The 16,602-nt window shown below is 54.0% G+C and carries 17 protein-coding genes; 8 read left to right on the forward strand and 9 right to left on the reverse strand.

All coding sequences use genetic code 11. The annotated features are described in order from the left end of the window. Window positions 1-155: 155 nt before the first annotated feature. The 6 genes from dapE (at window position 156) to rnr (ending at window position 6,785) form a co-directional block, all read left to right on the forward strand. The gene (gene dapE / locus QZ279_RS12515; protein WP_293451358.1) at window positions 156-1,301 is read left to right on the forward strand and encodes a succinyl-diaminopimelate desuccinylase; all 1,146 of its coding nucleotides are present in this window, start codon (window positions 156-158) and stop codon (window positions 1,299-1,301) included. Further along, complete coding sequence (locus tag QZ279_RS12520) at window positions 1,298-1,711, forward strand: GNAT family N-acetyltransferase (RefSeq protein ID WP_293451360.1); 414 nt, start codon at window positions 1,298-1,300, stop codon at window positions 1,709-1,711. The genes dapE and QZ279_RS12520 overlap by 4 nt, the downstream gene beginning before the upstream one ends. Beyond that, a complete protein-coding gene (locus QZ279_RS12525) occupies window positions 1,708-2,286 on the forward strand; it encodes a TIGR04282 family arsenosugar biosynthesis glycosyltransferase (RefSeq protein WP_293451362.1) in 579 nt (192 codons plus the stop codon). The genes QZ279_RS12520 and QZ279_RS12525 overlap by 4 nt, the downstream gene beginning before the upstream one ends. A gap of 71 nt (window positions 2,287-2,357) precedes the next feature. Next, entirely contained in the window at window positions 2,358-3,422 is a 1,065-nt protein-coding gene (locus QZ279_RS12530; protein ID WP_293451364.1) for a YjgN family protein, read from the forward strand. A 9-nt stretch (window positions 3,423-3,431) separates the two neighbouring features. Beyond that, the gene (locus tag QZ279_RS12535; protein WP_293451366.1) at window positions 3,432-4,484 is read left to right on the forward strand and encodes a M48 family metallopeptidase; all 1,053 of its coding nucleotides are present in this window, start codon (window positions 3,432-3,434) and stop codon (window positions 4,482-4,484) included. A gap of 42 nt (window positions 4,485-4,526) precedes the next feature. Further along, window positions 4,527-6,785, forward strand: coding sequence for a ribonuclease R (gene rnr, locus QZ279_RS12540; RefSeq protein ID WP_293451368.1), 2,259 nt, complete (start codon window positions 4,527-4,529; stop codon window positions 6,783-6,785). Here rnr and QZ279_RS12545 read toward each other — a convergent pair. Then, on the reverse strand, window positions 6,769-7,497 hold the full coding sequence (locus QZ279_RS12545; RefSeq protein WP_293451370.1) for a glutathione S-transferase family protein: 729 nt from the start codon (window positions 7,495-7,497) through the stop codon (window positions 6,769-6,771). The two genes, rnr and QZ279_RS12545, sit on opposite strands and share 17 nt — an antisense overlap. A gap of 83 nt (window positions 7,498-7,580) precedes the next feature. Here QZ279_RS12545 and QZ279_RS12550 point away from each other — a divergent pair, with 83 nt between their 5' ends. Together QZ279_RS12550 and QZ279_RS12555 are read left to right on the forward strand one after the other, a co-directional pair. After that, on the forward strand, window positions 7,581-8,300 hold the full coding sequence (locus QZ279_RS12550; RefSeq protein WP_293451372.1) for a YafY family protein: 720 nt from the start codon (window positions 7,581-7,583) through the stop codon (window positions 8,298-8,300). A gap of 62 nt (window positions 8,301-8,362) precedes the next feature. Next, entirely contained in the window at window positions 8,363-9,712 is a 1,350-nt protein-coding gene (locus QZ279_RS12555; RefSeq protein ID WP_293451374.1) for a lytic murein transglycosylase, read from the forward strand. Window positions 9,713-9,758: 46 nt separating this feature from the next. Here QZ279_RS12555 and QZ279_RS12560 read toward each other — a convergent pair whose 3' ends face one another. From QZ279_RS12560 to rsfS, 8 genes are all read right to left on the reverse strand, one after another. Beyond that, window positions 9,759-10,118, reverse strand: coding sequence for a hypothetical protein (locus QZ279_RS12560; protein WP_293451376.1), 360 nt, complete (start codon window positions 10,116-10,118; stop codon window positions 9,759-9,761). Window positions 10,119-10,210: 92 nt separating this feature from the next. Beyond that, window positions 10,211-10,693: an RNA pyrophosphohydrolase gene (locus tag QZ279_RS12565; protein WP_293451378.1), complete on the reverse strand. Its 483-nt coding sequence runs from the start codon at window positions 10,691-10,693 to the stop codon at window positions 10,211-10,213. 8 nt (window positions 10,694-10,701) lie between these two features. Continuing rightward, a complete protein-coding gene (locus QZ279_RS12570; RefSeq protein WP_293451380.1) occupies window positions 10,702-11,172 on the reverse strand; it encodes a DM13 domain-containing protein in 471 nt (156 codons plus the stop codon). 129 nt (window positions 11,173-11,301) lie between these two features. Beyond that, window positions 11,302-12,645: a S41 family peptidase gene (locus tag QZ279_RS12575; protein WP_293451382.1), complete on the reverse strand. Its 1,344-nt coding sequence runs from the start codon at window positions 12,643-12,645 to the stop codon at window positions 11,302-11,304. Between the two features lie 4 nt (window positions 12,646-12,649). Then, window positions 12,650-13,780, reverse strand: a complete 1,131-nt coding sequence (locus QZ279_RS12580; RefSeq protein ID WP_293451384.1) for a peptidase M23 — start codon at window positions 13,778-13,780, stop codon at window positions 12,650-12,652. Continuing rightward, window positions 13,777-15,297: a 2,3-bisphosphoglycerate-independent phosphoglycerate mutase gene (gpmI, locus tag QZ279_RS12585; protein ID WP_293451390.1), complete on the reverse strand. Its 1,521-nt coding sequence runs from the start codon at window positions 15,295-15,297 to the stop codon at window positions 13,777-13,779. The genes QZ279_RS12580 and gpmI overlap by 4 nt, the downstream gene beginning before the upstream one ends. Window positions 15,298-15,366: 69 nt before the next feature. Further along, window positions 15,367-15,837: a 23S rRNA (pseudouridine(1915)-N(3))-methyltransferase RlmH gene (gene rlmH, locus QZ279_RS12590; RefSeq protein ID WP_293451386.1), complete on the reverse strand. Its 471-nt coding sequence runs from the start codon at window positions 15,835-15,837 to the stop codon at window positions 15,367-15,369. Window positions 15,838-15,843: 6 nt separating this feature from the next. After that, the gene (rsfS, locus tag QZ279_RS12595) at window positions 15,844-16,281 is read right to left on the reverse strand and encodes a ribosome silencing factor (protein WP_293451388.1); all 438 of its coding nucleotides are present in this window, start codon (window positions 16,279-16,281) and stop codon (window positions 15,844-15,846) included. Between the last annotated feature and the right edge of the window lie 321 nt (window positions 16,282-16,602).

Genomic DNA, 16,602 nt, shown 5'->3' on the forward strand with positions numbered 1-16,602 from the left:
ACTAGCCTGTGTCAGATCGAAACTGTTTTGATAGCAATCTGCGGATGTACCTTAGGGTAGCGTCCCATTTTGGTCACATTCGTGTCGGCGCGTTGCATCATCGCGCGCCCAGTATTAGCAATGGGGCCAACCACATAGCGCGATAGGATATTGTGATGACATCTACCGATCCCATTCAATTAACGGCTGACTTGGTGCGATGTGCGTCTGTGACCCCTGCTGAGGGCGGCGCGCTGGTTTTGCTTGAAAAATTATTGTCAGAGGCTGGGTTTGAGTGCACACGCGTTGATCGCGGTGGTATTGCAAATCTCTTTGCGCGTTGGGGTGAAAAGGGCGTGGCCAAGACATTTGGCTTTAATGGTCACACGGATGTTGTCCCTGTCGGGGATGAGGGCGTGTGGACTCATGGTCCCTTTAGCGCCGATATCGTGGATGGCATTATGTATGGGCGTGGCACGACGGATATGAAATCTGGCGTTGCAGCTTTTGCCGCTGCAGCCGTTGATTTCGTACGTGATACGCCGCCCGAGGGCGCAGTGATCCTAGCGATTACGGGGGATGAAGAAGCCGATGCGCTGGATGGGACGACTGCGCTTTTGGATTACATGACGCGTGAGAACGAACAGATGAGCGTGTGCTTGGTGGGCGAACCGACCTGTCCGAATGAGATGGGCGAGATGATGAAAATTGGCCGTCGCGGTTCCATGACGGCTTGGATCGAAGTGAACGGCAAGCAGGGTCATTCTGCTTATCCGCATCGAGCAAAGAACCCTTTGCCAGCCATAGCGCGTTTGATGGATCGCCTTGCGTCACACGAGCTTGATCAAGGTACGGATCACTTTGATGCCTCGACTTTGGCAATCGTCACGATTGATACAGGCAACCCCGCGACAAACGTGATTCCTGCGCAATGCCGCGCGGCGGTGAATATTCGGTTTAACGATACACATTCTGGTGCAAGTCTTAGCGATTGGTTGCGCGAAGAAGCCGATAAAGTTGCCAAAGAGTGCGGCACACCTGTTGAGATGAAGATCAAAATTTCTGGCGAAAGTTTTGTAACGCCCCCCGGTGCGCTGTCTGATCTGATCGCGAAATCAGTTAAGGCAGAGACAGGCATCACCCCTGAAATGTCCACGACGGGCGGCACGTCTGATGCGCGCTTTGTCAAAGATCACTGTCCTGTGGTCGAATTCGGCCTCGTTGGAAAAACCATGCATCAAGTTGATGAAAACGTTCCGATTGAGCAAATCACACAACTCAAAAGCATCTACACACGTATTCTGAAAGACTACTTTGCATGAGCGTTTCCCGCACACATGACATCGCGCTATGCCAATCCTTGCGTGCAAGCGTGTTCACGGATGAACAAGGCGTCAGCCAATCCGACGAAGTCGATGGTGCCGACGGCGACGCGGTCCATTTTCTTGCGGACCTAGATGGCAAGCCTGTTGGGACAGCGCGCATCTTGCTGAAGGGCGATACCGCCAAGATTGGACGCGTTTGCGTGCTGAAAGACGCGCGTGGCACACACCAAGGACACGCGCTGATGATTGCGTGCATCGAATGGGCGCGTGCTAACGATTTCAAACGCTGCGTTCTGGGCGCGCAATTGGATGCGCTGGGCTTTTACGAAAAGCTTGGCTTTGTCGCGTTTGGGGACGTGTTTGATGACGCAGGGATCGACCATCGAAATATGGAAATGATCTGGTGAGGCCCAAGCTGGTTATTATGCTCAAAGAACCCCGCCCGGGTTGTGTGAAAACACGTCTGGGGCGCGACATTGGATTGACCAATTCCGCTTGGTGGTTTCGTCATCAAACCCGCGCGTTATTGCGCCGTATCGAAGACCCGCGTTGGCAAACCGTGCTTGCGGTCGCGCCAGATGTTGAGGGTCTGAACAGCCGCATTTGGCCTGCCCATTTCCCACGCGTTGCACAAAGGCGCGGTGACCTTGGACAACGCATGGCGCGCTTGTTGCACTGGCTACCAGCTGGCCCTGTTTGCATCATTGGGGGTGATATTCCCGACATCACGCGCCCCCGCATCGCCGAAGCGTTTCGCGCGCTGGGCAATCACGAAGCCGTCTTTGGCCCTGCGCCTGACGGGGGGTATTGGCTGATTGGAATGAAGCGCGCGCGTCCACCACACCCCAGCATTTTGCAGAACGTACGCTGGTCCTCGGAACATGCCCTCGCGGATAGCGCGCGCAGTTTGGGGGATGTTACGATCGCCCATGTGGCAACTTTACGGGATGTTGACACTGTAAAGGACCTGAAATTATTGTAGCCTGTGGGTTGCAGTGAATTTCAAATGCGCTTTCACTTGAAATATTATAAAAATAATAATTGGAGTCTCCCATGTCTTTGGAGCAAACAAGTAGTTCCCATCAATTTAAATTTACAGGCAACGCCAAAGAATGGTTCGGTGTTTGGATCGTCAATCTGCTTTTGTCGATTGTCACGATTGGTATCTATTCAGCCTGGGCCAAAGCACGCACCAAGAAATATTTCTACGGAAACACCCATGTCGATGGTCGCAATTTTGACTACCACGCAACCGGTGGACAGATTTTGAAGGGACGTTTGATCGTTATTGCGGCGGTGGTTGTTTTTCAGATCGTCGTCGCGCTAATGCCGATCCTTGGCATCATTCTCTTGATTGCACTCGTGATCTTTTACCCTTGGTTGCTGACCCGCGCGATGATGTTCAACGCGCGTCTTTCTAGCTTTTCTAATGTGCGTTTCAATTTTGTTGGAACCTACTGGGAGGCCTTCAAGGTCTTCTTTATTTATCCGATCCTATGCTTGCTGACCCTCTATACAACTTTCCCGATCCTTGATCGCGCCATGAAGCGCTTTTCCATTGATAATCACCGCTTGGGCACAGCAGAATTTGGTATGAGTGCGCCAATCGGTGCGTTTTACAAAGCCGCTGGTTTGGCCTTGCTTTGGATTGTCGCAGTCTTTGCAATCGCAGCGCTGACAACTGGACTTAGCCTGACCGCATTTGGTGAAGCGACAATGGCGCTTGAAAACGATCCAGCGAGTGCGATTGCGGTCATCGCAGCGTTCTATTTTGTGTTCTTCCTTGGGTTCATTCCGGCGGGTGTGATCTACCAAGCGCTTACACGCAACGCAGTCTACAATGGCACCTTCTTGCAAGGCGGTCATCGCCTGCGTTCAAACGTGAGCGCGCTTCAGTTGTTCTGGATTGCCGTGTCAAATCTAGTTGTGGTCGTGTGTACGCTTGGGCTGATGTTGCCTTGGGCACAAATTCGAACGGCGCGGTATTTGGCGGATCATACAGGTGTCGAACTTGGTAGTTCGCTTGACGAGTTCATTGGTGTGCAGCAAGAAGCAACATCCGCACTTGGGGATGCCTATGCTGATATTGAGGGCATTGATGTTGGTTTGCCGATCTAGGAACGCGTGATGTCGGATCCATTTTCACTAACGGGTTATGTTTATCTGCGAGGGTCTTCGCGTCGCACAGATGCGCGCTTGGACAGTGCACAACACGACGGCTTAGCGTGGGTCCGCATCATTGCGACAGACGAAGAAGAGCTTGCGCGCAGCCCTGTCAGCGAGGTGCAGATTGATGCAGCCTTGGGCAGGACGCCGCGCAAGTTAACTTTTGCAGATGGAACGGTTTTTGAAACCTCCGATCACGCTGGGTTTGCGCAACTTGATGGCAACAGCCGCGGCGCGCGGTTGCATCGTTTGGAACGGTTCGGGCCGCATCTGATTGGATTTACCTTCGCGTGTTTGGCGGGTGCCTATCTGTTGTGGCGGTATGGATTGGACATTCTTGCAGCGATGGCTGTGGCGATGACACCTGCTGTGGTCGTTGAACAAATTGATCGCGGTACGTTGCAGACGATTGACTATGTGATGGCTGAACCAAGCCGCTTGAACGAGGCTGAAAAAGACCGCGCGCGTGTGATCTATGAACGTGTCATTGCGGTGCTGCCTGAAGAGGAACGCAACGCGCGTGACTTCACATTGCTGTTCCGCGATATGCCTTCTGTTGGTCCAAATGCCTTTGCATTGCCAAGTGGCACGATGGTGATGACGGATGATCTGATCCGCAGTTTTGCGAATGAAAACGTCATAGCGGGCATCTTAGGTCATGAGATTGGCCATGTGGTCGAAGAGCATGGCCTACGACGTCTGTATCGTTCGCTGGGCGCCTATATTCTTGTCGCCCTTTTGGCGGGTGACACGGGGCCTTTGATGGAAGACCTTTTGCTTGAGGGGAACGCATTATTGGCGTTGTCCTACGGGCGTAAACAAGAAACGTCAGCGGATGAATTCGGGCTGACCTTATCGCACCGTGCCGGTTATGATCCCGGTGGTCTGAAACAGCTCTTCGAGGAGCTATCAGACATGATGGGTGACGATATCCAGTGGATGTCGAGCCACCCGAGCCATGAAAATCGGATCAAAGCAATTGATACCTTTATCGACGGGCTACCTGTGCGTTAAAATTGCGTTTAGTTCGTACGCATATGCGTGTAGGCCCGTCGCATGAGCAAAATTCCGACAAAAGCCGCGATCCTACAATGGATCACTGACAACCCAACCCAAGCTGCCAAGCGCGATATCGCCAAGGCGTTCGGGATCAAGGGTGCTGCGCGCATCGATTTAAAGCGTATCTTGAAAGAGCTGGAGGCCGAGGGCCATCTGCAAAAGCGTAAGAAGACGTTTCGCGATCCAGATAACCTGCCCCCTGTCAGTGTTCTGGAAATCGTAGGTCCTGACGCTGATGGCGATTTGGTTGCTAAAGCGTTGGAATGGGACGGCACGGGGCCTGAACCGCAAATCTTGATGGTCCTGAAAAATACGGACAAAGCGCTGGGCGCTGGCGAACGCATCCTAGCGCGCGTCTCCAAGATCAAGGGTGAGGGCAATTTTTACGAGGGCCGTCTGATCCGCCACATTGGCGAGAACCCCGAACGCATTCTGGGTGTGTTCCGCATTGGTCATGAAGGTGGGCGCATTCTGCCCATCGACAAAGGATCTAGCAAAGTATGGCAAGTGCCTGCTGGCGCGACCGCTGGCGCGAAAGAGGGCGAACTGGTCGAGGCAGAATTGAGCGGGCCAAAGTCACGCATGGGTCTGCCGCGCGCGCGCATTGTGACACGCCTTGGTGATCCGACTGCGCCCAAAGCTGTTTCGCTTATTGCGATCCATCAGCATGGTATCCCTGATCATTTCCCTGACGAGGTGATTGCAGAGGCGGACGCCAAAAAGCCTGCTGGCCTAAAGGGGCGCACCGACCTGCGCGACGTTCCTTTGGTCACAATCGACCCTGCAGATGCGCGTGACCACGACGACGCGTGCTATGCAGAGGCGGATACTGATCCAAGTAACAAGGGGGGTCACGTCCTTTGGGTCGCGATTGCGGACGTTGCGCATTACGTTTTACCCGGCTCAGAGTTGGATGAAGAGGCACGCAAGCGTGGTAATTCCAGCTACTTCCCTGATCGTGTTGTGCCGATGCTGCCTGATCGTTTGTCGGGAGATTTGTGTTCGCTTCACGAGGGTGTTGAGCGCGCGTGTTTGGCCGTTCGGATCGTCATCGATTCTGAAGGTACGAAGCTATCGCATGAATTCCTGCGTGGCTTGATGAAATCTCCAGCGTCGTTGAATTACACCGAAGTTCAGCAAGCGATGGACGGTAATCCGAACGACAAGACCGCGCCTTTGGTGAGTTCCGTTCTGCGTCCGCTTTATGCGGCCTACGCGGCGTTGAAGACGGCGCGCAGTGTACGACAGCCTTTGGAATTGGATCTGCCAGAGCGTAAAATCATTCTGGACGAGGATGGCAAAGTCACGTCTGTTGCGTTTTCCGAACGCTTTGATGCACATCGCTTGATCGAAGAATTCATGGTCCTCGCAAACGTTTGCGCGGCCGAGACGTTGATCGCCAAAAAACAACCTTTGCTGTTCCGTGTGCATGAAGAACCGAGCATGGAAAAGCTGAACGCCTTACGCGAGACGGCGCAAACCGCGGGTCTTACGTTGGCGAAAGGACAGGTTCTGCAAACACGACATCTGAACCAATTGCTAAAGCAAGCGGCGAACACGGATGAGGCGGAGTTAATCAACATTTCAACTTTGCGGAGCATGACGCAGGCCTACTATTCGCCTGAAAACTTCGGACACTTTGGTCTGGCCCTGCGCAATTACGGTCATTTTACGTCGCCCATTCGCCGCTACGCTGATTTGATTGTCCACCGCGCGCTGGTGACGGCGCATGGTTGGGGCAAGGATGGCTTGACCCAAGCGGATGCAGACACTCTGCAACAAACGGGCGAGCATATTTCCCAGACAGAGCGTCGGTCTATGGTTGCTGAACGCGACACCACGGATCGCTATCTGGCGGCGTTCCTCAGCGAATATGTCGGCGAAAAACTGGGTGGTCGTATTAGTGGCGTCGTTAAGTTTGGTGTCTTCGTCAAACTGGACGCAACGGGTGCGGATGGTTTGATTCCCGTACGTACATTGGGGCGTGAGTACTTTGATTTTGACGCAGACAGCTCGACACTGACGGGGTCTGATACGGGTGTGAAGATTGGTCTTGGCCAGCGCGTCACGGTCAAACTGGCCTCTGCCACGCCGCAAACAGGTGGTGTCGAATTAGAGATGCTGACGATTGACGGCCATGCACTTCCCAAAAGCGGCGGTGGTCATCGGGGCCGTGGAAATCCCGTCCGACGCAAGGAAAAGAGTGCCAAGCGCAAGTCGGACAAGGTGAAGCGCAAGGTTAAGCGGCAACGCTAAGGGTAACTGCTGTGCCGCCCGGATAGATCGCAGCGCGCACGCGGGCGACGTATGCGGGCAGGCCATCCCAACCGCGCAGCAAAGCGCGTGCGCCTGTGTCCACGGGTAGGTTCAGTATCATATCGAGCACAGGTGCGATGGCTGCATCGGCGGCTGTGGGCGTGTCGCCAAAGAGGAACGTCTGATCATCGAGCTGGATCGACAACGCGTTCAAATCGCGTTTCATCTGCTCCACGCGCTGGGTTTCGGAAAATTGTGCAATGCCGTTTGCCATCATCTTGGCACGCACGCCTTTGCGTAGTTTACGCGTTAGCGGTCCACGGATGAGCGCGGGAATTCCGCTGAAGAATGCCTTGCGCGTGTGTTCCCAGCTTTCATCGTTCAACCAACGGTACGTTACCAGAATGTTGTAAAGACCTGCTTCGGTCATCTGTACCAACGCATGGGCGCGGGCTTTGTCGACGTCGCTAAGACCTGCGTTGAAATCGATACCGCACTTTTCCAAGTGCATCTGAATATGCGTGCTATCTGGGATCAATTGATCGCTGTCACGTAGGACGGGCAAGCGCGAAAGCGGCATTTTACGAGGGTCTTGCATGTATTCGGGTTGCCATTTCAAGCCAGACATTTGCAACAGGGACATGGCTTTGACGCAGTAGGGGCTATGACTAGGTGCGCCAAAGCTGTCGGGGAAGGTGAGCAGCGTAAGCATGATGTTATCTCCAATGTTTCTGAAGACCTTGCTAACAATCAGTCCTGACAGTTATTGTCAGTAGGTTCCGTTAGAAGAAAAATTTGTCACGCACCGCCCGCCTTTTTCAATTGATGCAAGCCATGCGCCAAGCCACGCCGCCTGTGCGCGCCGAAGGGTTAGCGTTTGAGATGGGTGTGTCTTTACGCACGATCTATCGCGACATTGATAGCCTGCGTTCTCTAGGCGCTGTGATTGATGGTGAGGCGGGCTATCGCTACACCTTGATCGAGGACGCGACTTTGCCGCCTTTGGGGTTTGACGACGAAGAAATCGAAGCACTCGTTCTGGGGCTGCGCGAAGTTGGGCAAACGGGTGATCCGTCTTTGGCTGAAGCTGCGAGCCGGGCGCTGAGCAAATTGAAAGGGCGTCTGCCGCCTAGCCAAGCGCATCGCCTTGAACACGCGGTTCTGTCTGCGCGCCGTTTTCGCGAACGACCTGCACCGGGTGTTGATCCCCGCGCGTTGCGCCAAGCGGAGTGGGACGAGGTGAGCATAGCGTTTGCTTATGTGGACAAGGGTGGGGCTGCGACGTCGCGCAGTGTGGATCCCTTGGGGATCACGTCGTTGGATCAGGTGCAGTGCCTTTTGGCGTTCTGCCATTTGCGCCAAGACTTTCGTGTGTTTCGCTTGGATCGCATGCAGGACCTTGTGGTGAGCGCGGACAGTTTTCGCCCCAAGCGTGTGCCAATGTTGCGCGACTATATGGAGCGCATTCACAACGATGCGTTTGCATCGGCGAATACCCGCAGCCCGCACAGTTGATTTCTTCCGTTGCGGCAACAATCGCGGTAGTCTTACGATAATTACCCCTGAAAGGTGAACAAATGCGTGTGTTTTCGGCTATTTTTGGTTTGTTAGTGTCGCTCGCGTCAGCGGGGTCTGCGCAGGTAGTTGAAAGATCACTACGCCCAGAAATGCGTCCCTCTGCGATTGCGGTGGAACCCGTTATCAAGACCGCTACCTTGAGCGCGAAGATCAGGCCAAATGTGCGACCAAATATCATCAAAAAGGAGCGCGCTGTAACGCCGGAGGCAATTTTGGCAGCGACGTCGAATGCGGGTTTTAAGCGCTGGATTTCTGGATTTCGGGGGCGCGCTTTGAGCGCTGGTGTTAGCCCTGCTGTGTTCGAGCGGTCCTTTCGTAGCGTGCAATACGACGGCGATGTGATCAAACGAGACCGCAATCAATCTGAGTTCACCAAGACGATTTGGCAGTACCTCGATAGTGCCGCTTCTGACAAACGCATCACGAATGGCAAAAACGCGCTGGCAAAGCATTTGGCTAAACTTGAAGCGATCGAAGCAAAATACGGCGTCGAGAAAGAGGTCGTCACAGCGGTCTGGGGACTAGAGAGCGCATACGGAGAGTTTCGCGGTGACACGCCGATTATTTCCGCGCTTGCGACCCTGTCCTATGACGGGCGGCGCGGGCGGTTCTTTGAAAGCCAGTTGATTGCTGCACTCAAGATTTTGCAGGCGGGTGATACGACACCTGAAAACATGACGGGCAGTTGGGCGGGGGCCATGGGGCACACGCAATTTATTCCGACCTCTTATCTGGAGTACGCTGTGGATTTCACAGGCGACGGGCGACGCGATATATGGGCTGATGATCCGTCTGACGCTTTGGCGTCGACTGCTGCGTATCTGAGCAAGTTTGGTTGGCAAACTGGCAAGCCTTGGGGAGTGGAAGTCAAACTGCCTAACGGGTTCAACTATGGATTGGCCAGCCGCAAGATCAAGAAATCGTCCGCGGATTGGGCAGGGCTCGGTGTCGTGGATATGAATGGCAAAGCGGTGCCAGACCATGGTGTTGGCTCTATTTTGTTGCCAGCTGGCGCACAGGGTGCGGTGTTTATGATCTTCAAGAATTTCCAAGTGATCGAGAGGTATAATGCAGCGGATGCATACGTTTTTGGGGTTGGTCATTTGAGTGATCGCATTGGTGGCGCGGGGCCTATAAAAGCAGACTGGCCACGTGATGATCGCGCGCTGACGTTCAAAGAACGCCAAAAAATGCAGCGGCTTTTGACAGCGGCTGGGTTCAATACGAAGGGCGTGGATGGCAAGATTGGACCGAATTCGATCAATGCAATCAAGGGATTCCAGCGCACAGTCGGGATGATCCCTGATGGCTATGCGTCGCTTGCACTATTGACGCGGCTAGAGGGTTAGCAGCTGCGGAGCCTCCGGCGTGGATATTTAGGGAAAGGGGAAGCGCTTAGTAATTGCTTGGTGGTGGGCAGTTGTTTGCAAGGTAGCAGCGTTTGGCTGTGTTGAGATCTGCACGCGTGGGCTGATACAAAATGTGACTGCCGCAAGGTTGAACCGTTAGCGTGTAGCCCTGCTGTGTTTGCTTTAAAAACACCAGCACTTCGGAATTGCTTTTTGCGCGTGCGCACCATGGCCCAAAGCACTTGATTTCTAGGGTCAAATCCGTGCTGAAGGTGCTCTTAAAGCCAGAGCGTGACAGTGATTTGCCTGTTATCTTGCCTTTGATTTTTGTGAGATCAGGTCCCGCCATGTCGTCATTGATGGGTTTAGGCAGTTTATTCGCATCAAAGGTAAGCGTGCCCTTCACAGCAACATAACCATGTTCTGACTGAATGACCGTTTGGAGAATCTCAGGTAGCCCGTAAGGTGCGCATGACAGCGCATGCAGCGGGCTTGCGATCAAAGCAGTGGCGCAAATTCCTGTAACACGCTGGAGTAAACGTCGCGCTTGAAAGGGACGATATTGGCGACTAATTGATCCGAGGGCGTCCAGCGCCATTCGGAAAACTCGGGAATTTCCGTCGCGATGTTGATGTCCGCGTCGGTGCCGTGAAACTTCATGAGAAACCATTTCTGTTCCTGTCCTTTGTAGCGCCCTTTCCACAGTTTTGGCACAAGCGCGTGGGGGAGGTCATAGGGAAACCAGCCTTGTGTTTCCCCAAGGACCGTCACGAGGTTAGGCGTCACGCCTGTTTCTTCTTCCAGTTCGCGCAGGGCCGCAACATCAGCTGCTTCGCCCTTGTTGATGCCGCCTTGGGGCATTTGCCATGCGTTTGCGCTGCTATCGAGGCGCTGCGCTGTGAAGATTTCGCCTGCTTCGTTGATCAGCATAATGCCGACGCAGGGGCGATACGGGAGGGCGTTGATTTGTTCTGGGGTCATGGTCATTCCTAGCGATACTTTACAGCGGTGATGAATTCGCCAAAGCTTTCACACCAGACAAAGACAGTATTGTAGTTTGAGACATCCACACCGTCTGGCACGTTCAATAGGAAACCACCGAAAGTTTTCACAGGGCCAACCAAAGTTGCTTTTGATTTGATTGCTTCGAACTCTGCTTCGTCTTCGACAAATTCGCTTGTTAGGTAGACCATGTAGTCTGGCCCTGGGGCGAGTTTGCCTTCGTGTACGATGTCATCCGCGCTGACGCTGATCGTGCCTTCGCCCCAATGCAAGAAATCGCTGCCACGCAGTTCACGGGTCAATTCTGCTTTGAACAATGCGCTTCCGGCTTTCTGTTCGAGCATGGCCGCATCAGGGCTGCTGGGGGCTGTCAGGATGGGCAAGAGGTAGATACCGAGGGCTAAGCCAAGGGCGACAGCGACGCCGTGTGTGACCAAGAATGTGATGATGCGACGCATTTTGAAAAACTCTTTTAATTTGAAAAAATTTTTGAATTGGGGGGATATTAGTGGAAGCGTAGCACAAAAGAAAAGAGCGAGTTGATATACAACCCGCTCTTTCCCATATTCAGTATGTTTGCTTAGAGATTATTCTTTCGGACCCAGTGCGCTGAGGCCTTTCAGAATATCAATCGCATACGCCAATTGATAATCATCTTCGCGCAGCTTCGCGGCTGTTTCAGCCTTTTCGCGATCTGCTTTGATCTGTTCGATCTGGTCTTCGGTCAGGCTGTCGTTGTCCAATGATCCACGCAGATCAGATTCAGAACGGCGCTGACGTGAGATGCTCTCGTCTTCGGCTTCGTCCTCTGCTTCGGGGGCGCGGCGGGGTTGTTCGACGATGATGTCAGGCGAAACACCCAGCGCTTGGATCGAACGACCCGACGGCGTGTAATAGCGCGCCGTTGTCAGGCGCATCGCACCATTTGATCGCAAAGGCATAACCGTTTGAACAGACCCTTTTCCGAAGCTTTTCGTACCGATCACGATTGCGCGGCGGTGGTCTTGCAACGCACCTGCAACGATTTCGGATGCTGATGCAGAGCCACCGTTGATGAGAACCACAACAGGTTTACCCATCGCCAGATCGCCCGGCGTCGCGTTGAAGCGATCACCATCTGCTGGATCGCGGCCACGTGTGGAGACGATTTCACCCTTCTCAAGAAACGCGTCAGACACGCGGATCGCTTGGGTCAACAAACCACCGGGGTTGTTGCGCAGGTCGATGACGAAACCGTTGACATTATCGATGCCGCCCAGCTCTTCAACTTCCTTGGCCAATTTAGCCTCTAGGTTTGGTGTTGTCTGGTCGTTGAACGTTGTGACGCGTAGGACAACTGTTTGACCTTCCGCGCGAGAACGTACGGCTGTTAGTTTGATCGTGTCACGGATGATGGATACGTCGAATGGTTCAGGCTCCCCCTCGCGCACGATTGTCACAATGATCTCTGATCCAACGGGTCCGCGCATCATTTCGACAGCACCGTCTAGCGCAAGGCCAAGGATGCTTTCACCGTCCACGTGCGTAATGAAATCGCCGGCTTCGATACCGGCCTCGTCTGCAGGGGTTCCGTCGATGGGGGAGACGACTTTAACAAAGCCCTCTTCCTGCGTGACTTCGATACCAAGACCACCAAATTCGCCGCGCGTTTGTACACGCATGTCGTTGGCGTCATCGGGCGACAAGTAGCTGGAGTGTGGGTCAAGTGATGTGAGCATGCCGTTGATGGCGGCTTCAATCAGATCGCCCTCATCGACTTCCTCAACATATTGCGCGCGGATGCGTTCAAAGATGTCGCCGAACAGATCAAGCTGTTCATAGACGTTCACCTTTTTGTCGGCTTCTTGGGCCAATAGCGGGGCGGCGATTTGTGTGGTCATTACGACCGCAGCCAAAGTGCCCCCCACGGCGGCCATGATAAACTTTTTCATGTGCTCATTCCTTGCTTGCCTTGAACCAATTCAGCGGGTTCACGGAATTATTGTTTTCTCTTACTTCTATATAGAGCGTTTCTGAGCGTGTGTTTCCACCCCCATCACTGCCTTGTGAAACAATCTGATCAATTTGGTCACTATTTCCACCCATGAGCCCCACTGGAAAACCTGCTGGCAACACTTGGCCAATTTCGCCGTAGAGCGTGTCTAGGCCCGTTAGGACGAACAATAGGTTCGCTTGGGGTTCTAGGATTACAACATTCCCAAGGTTGAGAAGCGGTCCATGATAGCGGATTGTCGCGGTTGTGGGCGTTGTCACCAGCGAACGTGGACGGGTTGCAACAAGGATGCCGGGGCGTTTAATGCCTGCTTCATCTGCTTCGCCTGCTTGACGCAAAATGCGGCCCTCGACAGGCAGAGCAAGTTGGCCCTTTTGGTCAATGATATCAGGCAGAGGGCCAAGTGCCTCAGACGCGGTAATCTTGCTTAGGCCACCTGCAAATGCATCCAACGTTTCTGTGGAGCTGATGAGGATCGCAGTGCGCACGGGGTCTTCTGTGAATTTCTTGGGCAGGTCCTTGCGATCGGCGATAGCTTGGCTGAGTTCTGTGCGCGCAACTTGAACACCTGTCAGCGCAAGGCGTAGTTCGTCCGTCGCGGTTTCTTGCAATTGCCGAAGCAGTGATATTTCTTCGACATCACGACGCAATGCATTTGCGCGGGCAGTAAGAGCGGGGGTCATTTCGGCGACGAGCATTCCAGAACGCACAGCGCCTGCAGGTCCGTCGGGATGCGCCATCAATACGGGGGCAGGCGCGCGGCTGATGGTTTGTAAGACACCGAGCAATTCCGCGACTTCGCCGTCGCGCGCAGCCAATTGCCGGTTGAGCACGTTTTCGCGTGTTGCAGCAAGGCGCAGACCTTCGCGCATGGCATCAAGGCCCGTTTCAAACGCTTGCACGGTTGAGGTCAACGCCTTTACGCGATCGCGCGCTGATTTGGCGGTGGTGAGCTGGCTCGCCGCCGCACGCAATTTATCCGCTGCAGCTTGGGCCGTTGCACCGGGATTGTCTTGCGCAAAGGCGGGCGTGGCCAATGTTACAGCAATCAAAAGGACGCGCAGGAGGGTCATTTGCTGATCAGGCTCTTTCCGGTCATTTCATCTGGCTGGGGCAAGTCCATCAATTCCAAAAGCGTCGGCGCTAGATCGGCAAGACGTCCTGCGCGCAGGGTCGCATTTTTCGGACCACCCACCAAGGTCACAGGCACAGGGTTCGTCGTATGCGCGGTATGTGGCCCACCTGTCACTGGATCGACCATCATTTCGCAGTTGCCATGATCCGCGGTGACAATCATGGCACCGCCTGCGTTTTCTAGCGCCTCAAGCACTCGGCCAAGGCCGAGATCCACCGCTTCGCACGCTTTTATCGCGGCTTGCAGATCACCTGTGTGTCCGACCATATCGGGGTTGGCGTAGTTTGTGATTATCAGATCGTAGCCATCGTTGATTGCGCCCACGAAGGCATCGGTAACCTCTGGCGCACTCATCTCTGGCTGCATGTCGTAGGTCGCGACTTTGGGGGACGGCGCCATGTAACGATCTTCGCCCTTTTCTGGGACTTCCACGCCGCCGTTCATAAAGAACGTCACGTGAGGATATTTTTCGGTCTCTGCGCACCTGAACTGCATTTTGCCTTGCTTGGCGACCCATGCACCCAGCGTGTTTGGGATATTGCGAGGCGGGAAGACTTTTTTGAGATATGCGTTATGCGCTTTGGAATATTCGACCATGCCAAGCGCGGCTGCCCATTTCGGGCGCGGTCCCGTTTCGAACGCTTCGAACGCTGGATCAGCCATCGCAGCCAAGATTTCACGCGCACGGTCTGCGCGGAAATTTAGGCAGAACAGACCGTCGCCATCTTTAGCGCCCGCGTAGTCGCCGATGACTGTTGCCTTGATGAATTCATCTGTGATCTTTTCACCGTAGGCAGCATCGATAGTGGATTTGGCGTTCGGCTGCGCATCACCTTTCGCGTTGACCATCGCCTTAAACGCGGTGCTTACGCGTTCCCAACGGTTGTCGCGATCCAACGCGTAGTAGCGCCCGCAAACGGTTGCGATGGTGACGCCGTCTGGCAATGCCGCCTCTAAAGTTGCAAGATAGCCAAGCGCTGACGCGGGCGCGACATCGCGACCATCCGTTATCAAGTGCAGTGCGACGGGAACACCCGCTTTGGCGATTAGATCAACCGAAGCGATAAGATGGGTGAGCATACCATGCACACCACCGTCCGAGAGCAGACCCATGACATGCGCGGTTCCGCCATTCGCTTTCAATGTGTCGATGAAATTAACCAAACCGTGTGCTTTGAAATAGCTGCCGTCTTCAATAGAAAGGTCAATCTGACCAAGGTCCATGGCCACAACGCGCCCCGCGCCGATATTCGTATGACCGACTTCGGAATTGCCCATTTGCCCCGTTGGCAAACCCGCGTCGGGGCCATGTGTGATCAACTGTGCGGAGGGTCTATTCGACATGATGCGATCAAAGTTTGGCGTGTTGGCCAAGGCAGGCGCATTTGCGCTGATGTCACCCGACAGGCCCCAGCCATCTAGAATGCACAAAACAACGGGTTTGGGAGGGATCATATTCAGGACTTTCTTAAGCTTCCGCATGTTCTAAGAGAAGCATAGCCGCATAGCAAAGCTAAACCCACGCTAGACCCTATGATAGGGGCTGCCTGAGAGGATTGATGCCGCTCTGTAAAGTTGCTCGGCCAGCATCACGCGGGCCAGCATATGGGGCCAGACCATCGACCCAAAACTAAGTTTTGCATCCGCGCGGGCGCGCAACTTGGGATCAATACCGTCCGCACCACCGATGATGAACGCCAGATCAGACTGACCCGCATCACGCCAATCAGCGAGTTTGGTGGCGAACTTGGGTGATGTCATCACCGTCCCACGTTCATCCATAGCGCAGATGATAGCGCCTTTGGGGACAACGCGATCCAGAAGAACGGCTTCGGCGCTCATGCCGAGGTTCTTTTTATCTTCGACCTCCAGAACGGACAAAGGGCCGAGGCTAAGGCCCCGACCTGTCCGATCAAACCGTGTCTGATAATCGTCAAATAGCACCTTCTCTGGGCCAGCGCGCATACGCCCGACAGCACAGATGTGTACTCGCACGATTGATTAGCTCGTTGTTGGACGCGGCATGACTTCGTCGCCACCAAGCCACATCTTTTCGATCTGGTAGAATTCGCGCACTTCTGGGCGAAACACGTGAACGATAATGTCGCCTGTGTCCAAAAGAACCCAATCGCCGCTGCCCTTGCCCTCAAGCTTGGACGCGCGACCTAGATCTTTCTTGATCTTGTCCTGCAGTTTTTCAGAAATCGAAACCACCTGACGTGTAGAGCGACCAGAGCAGACCAGCATGTAGTCGCCAATCGCGGACTTACCGCGCAGATCGATCTGCACGACGTCTTCGGCTTTGTCTTCCTCAAGGGAATTCAGGATAAAGGCCAACAGCTCGTCGCTGCTGATATCATTGGGGCCAGTCATCGTGGCGGACCCTTGATCTGCGGCCGTTGCCGCATCGGTTTTAACAGACAGAACACTGTCCTCCATAAACACACCGATTCTGCCCCGGTGCTGGGTTTTGCGCGTATAGCACTGGTTCTTGGAAATCTCAAGTTGTGCAGGTGCAGCATTTTCTGGCTTGATAGATTATCGCGAGTTACAGAATGGGAAGTTAGAATATTGCTGTAATTGCAGCTATGCGGACGAAGCTGCCGTTTGCCTTTTGAAAACTAATGACTGCTTTTTGGTCGCATCTTCGCAACAGCTACAATTTGAACTTTGCTTAATAATGTCTTTCTGAGCAACGCACCTAGCTGACCATCGACCTAGTTTTGCGTATTGAGAAATAGATAAGCAGCTTAGGGTCAG

The sequence above is a fragment of the Planktotalea sp. genome, from assembly GCF_018607965.1.
Classification (GTDB): Bacteria; Pseudomonadota; Alphaproteobacteria; order Rhodobacterales; family Rhodobacteraceae; genus Planktotalea.